Source organism: Pseudomonas sp. St290 (genome assembly GCF_018325805.1).
GTDB classification, from domain to species: Bacteria; Pseudomonadota; Gammaproteobacteria; order Pseudomonadales; family Pseudomonadaceae; genus Aquipseudomonas; species Aquipseudomonas bijieensis.
The window spans coordinates 3,163,590-3,175,845 of sequence record NZ_AP014703.1 but is presented as its reverse complement, the minus strand read 5'-3'; the positions used below and the strand labels follow the sequence as shown (position 1 = coordinate 3,175,845).

Genomic DNA, 12,256 nt, shown 5'->3' with positions numbered 1-12,256 from the left:
CAGACTCCTTGGCGACTCAATGGGCCGTCAGCAATTGATCCAGCAGGCCGTGGATCATTGCGCCGTAGGGCGCGCGCATGGCCAGGTTGGACTCACCGATCGGGCTCTGCACCACGACCGCCTTGGCATGGCTGAAGGTACGGAAACCATAGACGCCATGATAAGCGCCCATGCCGGAGTGACCGACACCGCCGAACGGCAGCGCCTCGAACAGGACATGGCTAAAGACGTCATTGATCACCACGCCACCCGAGGTCGTGCGCTCCAGCACCTGCCTACGCTCATCGGCATCCTCGCCAAAGTAATAGGCCGCCAACGGTCGCGGCTGGTTGTTGACGTAATCAATCGCCGTGGCGAAATATCGGTAGGTTTTGATCGGTAACAGCGGCCCGAAAATCTCCTCGCGCAGTACCTGCATCTGCTCACGGGTGTCGAGCACCAGGGTTGGGGCAATCTTGCGGATCTCGCGATCGCTCAGATCCTCCTGCGCCGGGTTGATCTCGATCAGCCGCGCACCTCTGGTTTTGGCATCGACGAGATAGCCTTGCAGACGGTCGAAATTACGCGGGTTGATGATCGAGGTGTAATCAGGGTTGCTGCGCAAGGTGGAGTACATGGCACTGACGAAGCGCACGGCCTCGGCAACGAAGTCCTCCAGTAACTCTTCCGGCAGCAGCACATAGTCCGGGGCCAGGCAGATCTGCCCGGCGTTGAACGTCTTCACCGTCATGACCCGCTGCACCACGGTCGCGAGGTCGGCGCTACGGGAAACCAGTACCGGCGATTTGCCGCCCAGCTCCAGGGTCACCGGCACCAGGTTGTCCGAGGCAGCGCGCATGATGTGCCGGGCCACTGCGGTGCCCCCGGTAAAGATCAGATGGTCGAAGGGTTGCGCACTGAACAGCGCGCCGGCCTCAGCGTCACCGAGCACCGTGGTGAGTTCGTTCTCGTCGAAATAGCGGGCGATCAGTTCGGCGATCAACGCCGAGGTGCGCGGGGTCAGCTCCGAGGGTTTGAGCATGGCCCGGTTACCGGCGGCCAGGATGCTTGCCAGCGGCCCGAAGGCCAGCACGATGGGGAAATTCCACGGGCTGATCACACCGACCACGCCCAGCGGCTGGTAATCGACCCGCGCCTGGCAACCGGGAAACGGTGCCGGATGGGACTCTGATCGCATCCACTCGACCAAGTGCTCACGGCAATGCTTGAGGCTCGCCACAGAACCGGCAATATCCGACAGCAGGGTTTGCTCGCGACTGCGATTGCCGAAGTCTGCCGACACCGCAGCGACAATGGCTTCGCGATTATCCAGAAGCAAGGCAATGGCCCGGTCGAGGCGGTCGCGGCGTAATTCCGGGCTCGCCGGCCCTTCGTCCAGATGGGCCTGCTTCATTTTCGCCAGCGTCGCAGCGAGTTGTTCGGCGCAGACCGGCGCAGCATGATGACCGATGATGCTCATGGCGTGAATTCCTGCTGGTTGGATTGTTATTATTCAGCACTAATATTCGACGAGCAGGCGCCTTTGCCGACTCGTTGCAGAGAAGTATGCCAAAAAACATGACAAAGGAAACCGTTAAGTTTCTTAATTTTTCAAGGCCGCTAAAGATAGAGAAACAGGTGGATATTGGAGAATAGCAAGCATAAATCGGATGAAACGCACCATAACGCTGAGCGCTTGAGCGGCGTTCAGCAATGAGCAAATAATTGGCAACTAATTAATTTTAATAACTAATTACCGCAGCAACCTCCCCCCGTCTGGTTCAAGCGCAGCGGTTCTGTGGAGAGTGGATTTATCTCCTCACCACAGATGAATTCCCTCGCCATGAGCCTCGCATCAGTCCATCACCAGATCGGCACACTGTAGGTCAGCAGAAACCGCGTCTGGTTTTCATCGCGAAACGCGGCCGCCCCGGGAAAGTCATTGCGGTAAATCGATTTACGCGCAAGCAGTCCGAGGTTCTTCAATGCGCCGCTCTGGATCACATACCCCAGTTCCATCTGGAACTCGCGCTCCTTGCGGTCTTCGGCATTGAGCGCCGCCAGTTCGATGTGGTCGCCGCGCACGTAGCGCAAACGGGTCCTCAGGCCCGGTACGCCGACTGCGGCAAAGTCATAATCATGGATCACCTGCCAGGTGCGCTCCTTGGCGTTGAGAAAATCCGAGCTCATGGTCATTTCACTCAGGCCCATCAACTCGGTGCCAGACACGTATGGCGTGGCCGTATCGCCGCTGGCGTGCATGTAGCCCAGGCTTACCCGGTGACCGCCCAAGCGATAACCCACCAGCGCCGAAACATTGCGGTTATCCACCTTGCCGGCCTTGGCCGCGCCGTCTTCGTCGCTGAAAAAACTGCGCAGATCGGTAGTCAACACGCCGTCACCCAACGGCAGGTTATGCAGCAGCGCCAGCGTATTCTGTCGGTACAAGTCCGCCACTTCGGCGTGGTAGGCCCGCAGGCTGAGGTCTTTGTTGGCCTGATAATCGCCGCCCACGTAAGCCATATGAGACGCGGTCGCCGCGCCATTGAAGCGGCGGTTGGGCGAGGCGATGCTCATCGGCTGGTAGTCGGTGGAGTCGCGCCGGTTGATGCGGTCGATGTAACCAGTATTCAACGTCAGCCCTTCAATGCCCTTGGCACTGAGGGTCGTGCCGCGAAAGGTCTGCGGCAACAACCGCGACGGGCTGGCGAAGGCAAACGGCAGGAAAATCGATACGTCCCCGGTCTTCACCATGGTCTGGCCGATTCGCAGCTTGCCGGTCAACGCCAGACGCGAATACTCATCGGCGGCACGCTTGTCACTGCTGGAGACCGGCAACAACTCCGTACCACTGCGGTCCGGCGACGAGTCCAGCTTGATCCCCACCAGGCCCCGGGCATCCAGGCCGAAACCGACGGGACCTGGGGTAAACCCCGATTCCATATTCATGAACACACCTTGGGCCCATTCCCGAGCCGCGGTCTTGGCGCCGTCATCCTTGTAGTCGCGGTCCAGGTAGTAATTGCGCAGGGTCAAGGTTCCGTGGCTGTCGTCGATCAATCCCTCGGCGAGCACTGCGCTGGAAGCGAGGCTCAGCCCGAGGCAGGCCAGCAGACGGACGACAGGTGAAAGAGAAGGCGCCGCAACGGCGTCCCGGACAAAGTCAGGCATGTTCAACGTCCACTTATTGTTGTTGTTTTGGTCGGCCCGAGCTTTCGTAATAGCGGGCTATGCGGACTAAGAATGGAAATGGCGCGGGTGCTTCGTCAATCCAGACTGACCGATAATCGAACATTAATATAGTTAACCAATTTTTCAGTTCGTCCAAAATAACTCGTCAACCTATTGAATTTTATCGAAATATCACCTTAATCCACCGCCAGCTCGCGGCGATTCATTTTTTAGTTAGCTTTGTTAATCTTAATTCATCTGCCGGTTTCCCCCGTTACCGGTGCTCCACAGACAAAAACAATAAGAGGGATTTGCCATGAACAGTCCGGCGCGTCGTGCGACGCTGACCATCGCCTTGTGTTTTATCGTTGCGTTGATCGAGGGGTTCGATCTGCAATCGGCCGGCACTGCCGCCGCCGGTTTGCGACAGACGTTTGCCCTGGACCCGAAAATGATGGGCTGGGTATTCAGCGCCGGGATCATCGGCCTGCTGCCCGGGGCGTTCTTTGGTGGCTGGATTGCCGATCGCATCGGCCGCAAGAAGATCCTCATCGCTGCGGTCCTGCTGTTCGGCGTGTTTTCCCTCAGCACCGCGTATGTCGAACAGTTCTCCAGCCTGCTGCTGGTGCGCTTCATGACCGGCCTGGGCCTGGGCGCCGCCCTGCCCAACCTCATCGCATTGTGTGCCGAAGCCGTGGGCGAGCAACGGCGCGGCACGGCGATCAGTGTGATGTACGCGGGTGTGCCGTTGGGTGGCGCGCTGGCGGCGGTGGTTGCCATGCTGTTTGGTGAACACTGGCAAATGACCTTTTTCATCGGCGGGCTGGCGCCGCTGCTGGTGGTGCCGTTGATGTTGCTGTGGTTGCCCGAGTCCAGCGCCTTTCGCCAGGTGCAGGGCGCCAGCGCGCCACTGCGCGGCTCCACCGGCCAGGCGCTGTTTGGTGAAGGTCGGGGTCACACGACCCTGGCGCTCTGGCTGAGTTATTTCTTCACCCTGACGGTGATGTACATGCTGCTCAACTGGTTACCATCGTTGTTGCTCGAACAAGGGTTCAGCAAGCCTCAAGCCGGCCTGGTGCAAATGCTGTTCAATATCGGCGGAACCCTTGGCTCATTGCTCGGGGGGCTGTTGCTGGACCGCTGCAACGGCATCAAGGTGGTGTTGTTCGTCTATGCCGGGCTACTGAGCGCATTGGCCGGCGTCGGGTTGTCAGTCGGTATCGTGCCGATGGCGATCGCCGGCTTTGCCGCCGGGTTGTTCGTCATGGCGGCGCAATTGGTACTCTACGCCTTGGCACCGCCCGCCTACCCTACGGCCGTACGTGCGACGGGGGTCGGCGCGGCGGTGGCTATCGGGCGCCTGGGGTCGGTCGCCGGACCTTTGGCTGCGGGGCAGATTCTGGCCGCCGGAGCGGGGACGACTGGGGTGCTGCTCGCGACGTCGCCGGGGCTGCTGATTGCGACTGTGGCAGCGATCAGCGTGATGGCGCGTGCGGTGCCGGTGGGTGAGGCGCAGGCTGCCCGCTGAGCATTACGGTTTCAATTGAACGACAAAGCCCCGCGCCGATACTCACTCGGCGTCTGGTTCATCTCGATGCGGAAATGTCGGTTGAAGTTGGACAGGTTGTTGTAGCCCACTTCAAAGCAGATATCAGTGACCGGCATTTCACTCTGCAACAGCAAGCGGCAGGCGCGCTGGACCCGCAGCTTGCGCATCAAGTCGATGAAGCCGTGTCCGGTGATGCGTTTGAAGAACCGCGAGAAGCCTGGTTCGCTCATGTCCAGTTGACGGGCGATCACCGACAGGCGCAGGTCGCCGGTGAGTTCGGTTTGCAGGTATTCGAAGGCTTTGTGAATGCGCTCGGAACTGCGCGCATCCAGCGTCGGTGCGTAGCAAGGGCTCGCCAGGCTCAAAGCTTCGTCGACAGGGGCTTGGTTGAGGGTGTGGAGCAGCTCCAGGAACAGCGTCAACCGCGCCAGCCCCTGGGCCGGGCCGATGGCTTGCAGCAGGTGCGCGGCTTGCAACGCCGTATCGCCGCCAAAGGCCAGGCCTCGGCGGGCGCGCTCGAACAGCCCCTGCAGATCCCCCAGTTCGGGCAGCGTTCGGCGCAAGGTCAGCAGCGTCGCGCCATCGAACTGCAACACCACGTCGCGCCCGGGCAGGTGCTCGCCCGGCGCCAGGTCCCCCATCCAGTCGTGGGGCAAATGCGGGCCAATCATCGCTACATGGCCTGGACCAAAGGGGCCAATGTAGTCGCCCGCCAACAGTCTGCCGCTACCCTGGCGGATCAGGTGGATTTCAAATTCAGGGTGATGGTTCCGGCGCGCCATCGGGTACGGGTAGTCATGCTCGTACCAGCGAAAACTGTGTTCGGGCTCGGGCAGAATGACTTCCAGTTCGGCGGGTCGCTGCTCGAACAGGGGCGTTCGGTGATCAGGCATGTCGCGCCTCTTTTAGCGTTATAGCAGGCACCTTACGCCGAGTGCGCAGCCGTTCGCCAGTCTTGGCCTGACCGCCCGCCGATACTTTTTTAACCTGCGCCTGGCGCACTGACGAGCGTTAAAAAAGTATCAACTCGTGATCCTCCCTGCGTTTGTCGGCCTCCACGGGCGTTGGTGTAATCGGCTTGCCATTGCAGACAGGCAGCACCGCCCGACGCCACGGCCCCACAACAATAGGACAATCCCATGAAACGACTGGAAGGAAAAAGTGCCCTGGTAACCGGTGCCGCCCGTGGCATCGGCAGGACGTTCGCCCAGGCTTATATCAACGAAGGCGCCACGGTGGCGATTGCCGATATCGACCTCGAGCGGGCCCAGGCTACCGCAGTCGAGCTGGGCAACAGCGCCTATGCGGTCAAAATGGACGTGACGGACCAGGCCTCGATCGACCAGGCCATCGAGGCGGTGGTGGCCCGGGCAGGCAAGCTGGATATCCTGATCAACAACGCCGCGCTGTTCGACCTGGCGCCCATCGTGGAGATCACGCGCCAGAGCTACGAGCGGCTGTTTTCCATCAACGTCGCCGGCACGCTGTTCACCCTGCAGGCGGCGGCGCGACAGATGATCCGCCAGGGCCATGGCGGGCGGATCATCAACATGGCCAGCCAGGCCGGCCGGCGTGGCGAGGCCCTGGTGGCGGTCTATTGCGCCACCAAGGCGGCGGTGATCAGCCTGACCCAGTCCGCCGGGTTGGACTTGATCAAGCATCGGATCAACGTCAACGCCATCGCCCCCGGCGTGGTGGATGGCGAACATTGGGATGGCGTGGATGCGCTGTTCGCTCGCCACGAAAACCTGCCGCTGGGGGAAAAGAAGCGTCAGGTCGGGCAGCAAGTGCCGTATGGCCGGATGGGGACTGCGCAGGACCTCACCGGAATGGCGATTTTCCTGGCCTCGGCGGAGAGCGAATACGTAGTGGCGCAGACCTACAACGTCGATGGCGGTAACTGGATGAGCTGATAATCCGCGTTTTTATGGCCTTGAAAGGACGGAAATGGACTTATTCGCCGGAAAATTGATCCCACTACTTGAGGATCATCCCGAACGCTACCCAACGGTGCCGTTCCAAGGGATTTCAAGAGAGCGTGAATACCGTTGCCCCAGCGGGGCAAAAATTGCGCATCATAGGCGCCGTCCGCTCAAGGGAGATTTACATGCGTGCCATTTCATCCGTCATGGGTCTTGTCGTGCTGTCGCTGGGCCTGGTGTTCACCACCAGTGCCACAGCCACCGAAGAGACACAGCTGGTCGAGTCCATCAACCTTTACCGCAGCCAGTCCCAAAGCTGTGCCGGCCAGGCCTCGCTGGAGTTGCCACCGCTGGCGATGGATTCGCGGCTGATCCTGTCGGCCAATGGCATCGGCGACTTGCAGCAGGCGCTGGCGCGGGCGGCCTATCCAATGGTCAACGTGCAGGCCATCAGCCTGTCCGGGCCGCGCGACGCGCAATCGGCCATGAAAGCCGTCCAGGAAAGCTTCTGCCAGGTGGTGCTCGACCCGCAATTCGTCGACATTGGCGTCAGCCGCCTGGATCGCGAATGGCGCATTGTGCTGGCACGCCCCCTGTTGTCGGCGCGCCTGGGCGACTGGCAAGCCGAGGGCCAGAAACTGCTGAAACTGATCAACAGCGCCCGTGCCCAGCCGCGCCGTTGCGGCACCGAAGCCTTCGCCGCCACCACACCGCTGGCCTGGAACGCCACCCTGGCCCTGGCCGCCGTGAATCACACCCGGGCCATGGCCAACAACAATTTCTTCGATCACAAGGACCGTGACAACCGCATGCCGGGCGACCGCGCCGAACTAGCGGGCTATCTCGGCCAGTTGATCGGCGAAAACATCGCCGCCGGGCAGGACACGGCCCTGAAAGTGGTGGACGGCTGGCTGGCCAGCCCCGGGCATTGCGCCAACCTGATGAACCCGCAGTTCCGCGAGTTGGGCGCCGGGTATGCGACCGATCCGAAAAGCGATGCAGGGATTTATTGGACGGCGATGTTTGGCACCCAATAGCGCGGTGGCAGAGCCGTCGCCATCGCGGGCAGGCTCGCCCCCACAAGTTTTTTTGGGTGTTCATGGGAACGATGCGGTACGCCATCGACCTCAATGCCGGTACTGGCGTCGTTGAGGTTTCGGCGATCAAGATGAAAGCGAAGCTGCCTGAAAGAAAGGTTCATGGCCGAATTCACAGAACAATCCTTCAGGCTTCCCCGGCTACTGGTGCTGCACCTGCACCATCGAGCTCACCTGCACCCGCGCCTGCATCTGCTCCGCACCACCGCCGCGGCGCATGCCGCGTACCGGGCAGGCGTCGAGGTAGTCCAGGCCGATCGCCAGCTTCAGGTGGCGGTCGGGAACAGTCAGGCGGTTGGTCACGTCGAAGCTGTACCAGCCGTCATCCAGCCAGGCTTCGGCCCAGGCATGGCTTGCCAGATGGCTTTCATCGTCGGTGCACAAATAGCCGGAAACATAGCGCGCGGGAATGCCCAGGCTGCGGGCGCAGGCCAGGAACGCATGAGTATGGTCCTGGCAGACCCCCGCCCCGCCGGCAAACGCCTCGGCGGCGGTACTGTTGACCGCTGTCGTGCCGGGACTGTAAGGCATCCGCGCCGCCAGCCCATTCATCAGATCGGTCAAGGCCGAACGATCGCGCCGGCCTGCGCATTGCTCGACGGCGAAGGCGCTGAGGGTCTCATCTGCCTGGGTGAGGCGGCTGGTGCGCAAAAACGGCAGTGGCGACTGGTTGTCCGGCTCCATCGCTATCGACTGATGGATTTCCACCTCGCCATAGGCCGTCAATACCAAAGCCCCATGGGGCTCGTCCATGGTCATCACGTGCAGGATGTTGCCGTAAGGGTCGATCTGGCTGCGCACCAGGCGCGGCAGCTCCAAGTGCCATTCAAGGATGCGCTGGCGCTGGCTGTCCTTGGGGGTCAGGCGCAGGAACTGGATGCTGGTGCAGACTTCATCGGCATAGCTGTAGGTGGTGTCGTGGCGTATGGACAGTTTCATACGACCTCCAGATAAGACTCATGAACGGTCTGGCCCAAGTGACGGATCTGGCCAATGAGGTCGGTCAACCATTGATGCAGGCCCGAGGCGAGGATCTCGTCGATCCCGGAATAGCGCAGGCGCGCATTCAGTTCGGCGGCCAGGCGTTGCGCCGGCCGACCGTTGTTGCCCGGCAGGCTTGCGAGGATATGGTCCAGTTCCTCGATACAGGCATGCAGCGAGCGCGGCACATCGGCGCGCAACAGCAACATCTCCGAGACCTGCTCGGCGTTGGGCGCATTGCGGTAGATCTCGTTGAACGCCTCGAACGAAGACAGCGCGCGCAATAAGGCACTCCACTGGTAATAACCGCGGGCCGAGTTGTCGCTGACCTCCTCCGATTCCTCGCCGAACATCTCATAACGCGCATCCAGCAGGCGCAGGGTGTTGTCCGCCCGCTCGATAAAGGTCCCCAGGCGAATGAAACAATAAGCGTCATTGCGCATGATCGTACCCGACGTCGCGCCACGGAACAGGTGCGAACGTTCCTTGACCCACTCGCAGAAATGGCTGATGCCGTAGCGGCCCAGGCCATTGCTGGCGATGTTGCGCATTTCCAGCCAGGTGGCGTTGATGTTCTCCCACATGTCGGCGGTGATGCGTCCGCGCACCGCGTGGGCATTGGTCCGCGCCGCCCGCAGGCAGCTGTAGATACTGCCAGGGTTGGTTTCATCCAGTGCGAAGAAATGCAGCATGCGCTCGGTGTTTAGCGCGTCATAACGGGCGTTGTAGTCGTCCAGCGTACCGGCGGCCAGCAGCGACATCGCCAGCTCGGCATGGCCGTCGCTGCGCCCGGCCTGGGGCATCAGCGACAGCGAATAGCTGACTTCAAGCATGCGCGCCAGGTTCTCGGCGCGCTCCAGATAGCGGGACATCCAATAGAGGTCCGAAGCAGTTCTTGAAAGCATGTCTTAGTCCTCCACGACCCAAGTGTCTTTGGTGCCGCCGCCCTGGGACGAGTTCACCACCAACGAGCCCTCGCGCAGCGCCACGCGGGTCAGCCCGCCAGGCACCAGGCGGGTTTCCTTGCCCGACAGCACGAATGGGCGCAGGTCGATATGGCGCGGCGCGATGCCGCTCTCGACAAAGGTCGGGCACGTGGACAGGCTCAAGGTCGGCTGGGCGATATAGGCTTCGGGACGGGCCTTGAGGCGTGCGCGGAAATCTTCGATCTCCGCCGCGCTGGCGGCCGGCCCGACCAGCATGCCGTAGCCGCCGGAGCCCTGGGTTTCCTTGACCACCAGATCAGGCAGGTTGGCCAGCACATGGGACAGGTCCTGGGGCTTGCGGCACTGCCAGGTGGGCACGTTCTTCAGGATCGGTTCTTCGGTGAGGTAGAAGCGGATCATCTCGTCGACGTACGGGTAGATCGACTTGTCATCGGCCACGCCGGTGCCGACCGCGTTCGCCAGCACCACATTGCCGGCACGGTACACGGCGATCAGCCCCGGCACGCCCAACATCGAATCGGGGTTGAACGACAGCGGGTCGAGGTAGGCATCGTCAAGGCGACGATAAATCACATCCACCTGCCGAGGGCCGGCGGTGGTACGCATGTAGACGTGGTCGTCACGCACGAACAGATCGGCACCTTCCACCAGCTCCACACCCATTTCGCGGGCGAGGAACGCATGTTCGAAATAGGCACTGTTGAAGCGTCCCGGGGTCAGCACCACAGCGGTGGGATTTTCGAGGGGGCTTGAGCTCTTGAGGGTGTCGAGCAACAGGTTCGGGTAATGATCGATAGGGGCCACGCGCTGGGCGGCGAAGAGCTCGGGGAACAGGCGCATCATCATCTTGCGGTCTTCGAGCATGTAGCTCACGCCGCTGGGTGTGCGCAGGTTGTCCTCCAGCACGTAGTAGCTGCCGTCACCGTCGCGAACCAGGTCGACGCCAGCGATATGGGCATAAATGCCCCGGTGCAGGTTCAGGCCCTGCATCGCGATCTGATAACCCTCGTTGGCGAGCACCTGCTCGGGAGGAATGATGCCTTCCTTTAGGATGTGTTGCCCGTGGTAGATGTCGGCCAGGAACATGTTCAGGGCCTGGACCCGCTGAATGCAGCCCCGCTCGACCATCTGCCATTCACTGGCCTTGATGCTGCGAGGAATGATGTCGAACGGAATCAACCGTTCAGTGCCCTGCTCGTCTCCGTAGAGGGTGAAAGTGATACCGGCTCGGTGGAACAGCAGGTCGGCTTCGCGGCGGCGTTGTTCAAGCAGTTCAAGCGGCGTGTCCGCCAACCAGCGTGAGAAGGCTTGGTAATGCGGGCGGCAGTCACCCTTCGCGTCATACATTTCATTAAAAAAAGCGTGGGGCATAGCCAACTCCCAGCCGCGTTCTACACGGCATTTCTTATCACTTCGTCATTCCAATGGTCCGGCCTTGCTTTGCTTTAATGAGCCCTGTTTCTCTGAGCACCTCGATAGGCATGGGTCTCTGGTCTGGCCTTTGCGTCTGGATGACGTGCGCCCCCTGGTTAAATTCGCGTGATGCATGGCTCCTATAGGTTGGGTTTCCTTGAAGCGGTAGCAAAGGCTGTGCCTAAGCGCAGCGAATCGGATCCAGCTTGGAAAAAACGCCTTAAAAGTGCGCCATGGCGAAATTTGTTTTCATTTCTGCGACAAAAGCCTCTTTAAAGGCTGAAACGTTTATTTCAGCTTTTCCCTACATGCCCCGGAACGGGTCGAATCGGTGCAAGAAGGTGGGTAGACGCCGCCGGATGCCCTGAAATGGGGAAATTTATACCCATTCGCTGCAGATACACATTTCACCTGTGGCGAGGGGATTTATTCCCTCGCCACAAGAGCGAGCGCGTCGATCCCGCAGCAACCTCAGCACCTCCAGCCTTCAGCCTTCCGTCGCCTCCCTTCGCACAAATTCAATAGCAGCACTTGCGTCGACAGTATTATGGTATACCATCATACGCATAGACTTATTCACCGCCCAGGAGCAGCCCATGAGTTTCGAAATCCGCAAGATCGTCAGCTATGTCGAAGAAACCTTTATCGAAGGCGGCAAGGCCACCGACAAACCGGTGACCATGGTCGGGCTGGCGGTGGTGATGAAAAACCCTTGGCTGGGTCGCGGCTTCGTCGAAGACCTCAAGCCGGAAATCCGCGCCAACTGCTCCGACCTCGGCGCACTGATGGTCGAGCGCCTGGTGGGCATCATCGGTGGTGCGCAGAAGATCGAAGCCTATGGCAAAGCCGCCGTGGTGGGTGCCGACGGCGAAATCGAGCATGCCTCCGCCGTGATCCACACCCTGCGCTTTGGCAACCACTACCGTGAAGCGGTCAAGGCCAAAAGCTACCTGAGCTTCACCAACAAGCGCGGCGGCCCGGGCACGTCGATCCAGATCCCGATGATGCACAAGGACGACGAAGGCCTGCGCTCGCACTACATCACCCTGGAAATGCAGATTGAAGACGCCCCGCGTGCCGACGAAATCGTCGTGGTACTGGGCTGCGCCGATGGCGGCCGCCTGCACCCGCGTATCGGCAACCGCTACATCGACCTGGAAGAACTGGCCGCCGAGAATGCGCAGTGATCCAGCCTGG

General features: G+C 60.9%; 10 protein-coding genes. 4 read left to right on the top strand and 6 right to left on the bottom strand.

All coding sequences use genetic code 11. From position 1 onward, the window contains the following. Positions 1-16 precede the first annotated feature (16 nt). Both PBDP_RS14005 and PBDP_RS14000 read right to left on the bottom strand, forming a co-directional pair. The gene (locus PBDP_RS14005) at positions 17-1,459 is read right to left on the bottom strand and encodes a coniferyl aldehyde dehydrogenase (RefSeq protein WP_212802415.1); all 1,443 of its coding nucleotides are present in this window, start codon (positions 1,457-1,459) and stop codon (positions 17-19) included. Positions 1,460-1,842: 383 nt separating this feature from the next. Further along, positions 1,843-3,150: an OprD family porin gene (locus PBDP_RS14000; RefSeq protein WP_109755329.1), complete on the bottom strand. Its 1,308-nt coding sequence runs from the start codon at positions 3,148-3,150 to the stop codon at positions 1,843-1,845. Positions 3,151-3,466: 316 nt separating this feature from the next. On the opposite strand from PBDP_RS14000, the gene mhpT reads away from it, so the two are divergent. Further along, the gene (mhpT, locus tag PBDP_RS13995) at positions 3,467-4,678 is read left to right on the top strand and encodes a 3-(3-hydroxy-phenyl)propionate transporter MhpT (RefSeq protein WP_109755328.1); all 1,212 of its coding nucleotides are present in this window, start codon (positions 3,467-3,469) and stop codon (positions 4,676-4,678) included. An 11-nt stretch (positions 4,679-4,689) separates the two neighbouring features. On the opposite strand, the gene PBDP_RS13990 is transcribed toward mhpT, so the two are convergent. Next, positions 4,690-5,592 carry an AraC family transcriptional regulator gene (locus tag PBDP_RS13990; protein ID WP_212802414.1) on the bottom strand — a complete coding sequence of 301 codons (903 nt, stop codon included), beginning with the start codon at positions 5,590-5,592 and terminating at the stop codon, positions 4,690-4,692. A gap of 246 nt (positions 5,593-5,838) precedes the next feature. Here PBDP_RS13990 and PBDP_RS13985 point away from each other — a divergent pair, with 246 nt between their 5' ends. Both PBDP_RS13985 and PBDP_RS13980 read left to right on the top strand, forming a co-directional pair. Then, positions 5,839-6,612: an L-iditol 2-dehydrogenase gene (locus PBDP_RS13985; RefSeq protein WP_109755327.1), complete on the top strand. Its 774-nt coding sequence runs from the start codon at positions 5,839-5,841 to the stop codon at positions 6,610-6,612. Between the two features lie 194 nt (positions 6,613-6,806). Then, positions 6,807-7,658, top strand: a complete 852-nt coding sequence (locus PBDP_RS13980; protein WP_109755326.1) for a CAP domain-containing protein — start codon at positions 6,807-6,809, stop codon at positions 7,656-7,658. A gap of 201 nt (positions 7,659-7,859) precedes the next feature. On the opposite strand, the gene PBDP_RS13975 is transcribed toward PBDP_RS13980, so the two are convergent. The 3 genes from PBDP_RS13975 to PBDP_RS13965 are packed head-to-tail and all read right to left on the bottom strand — an operon-like array spanning position 7,860 to position 11,017. Next, on the bottom strand, positions 7,860-8,657 hold the full coding sequence (locus PBDP_RS13975; protein ID WP_109755325.1) for a transglutaminase family protein: 798 nt from the start codon (positions 8,655-8,657) through the stop codon (positions 7,860-7,862). Beyond that, positions 8,654-9,604, bottom strand: a complete 951-nt coding sequence (locus PBDP_RS13970) for an alpha-E domain-containing protein (protein WP_003201699.1) — start codon at positions 9,602-9,604, stop codon at positions 8,654-8,656. Before PBDP_RS13970 ends, PBDP_RS13975 begins: the two co-directional genes overlap by 4 nt. Before the next feature lie 3 nt (positions 9,605-9,607). Then, entirely contained in the window at positions 9,608-11,017 is a 1,410-nt protein-coding gene (locus PBDP_RS13965) for a circularly permuted type 2 ATP-grasp protein (protein ID WP_003201697.1), read from the bottom strand. 638 nt (positions 11,018-11,655) lie between these two features. Here PBDP_RS13965 and PBDP_RS13960 point away from each other — a divergent pair. Continuing rightward, positions 11,656-12,246, top strand: coding sequence for an amino acid synthesis family protein (locus PBDP_RS13960; protein WP_042728218.1), 591 nt, complete (start codon positions 11,656-11,658; stop codon positions 12,244-12,246). Positions 12,247-12,256: the final 10 nt, after the last annotated feature.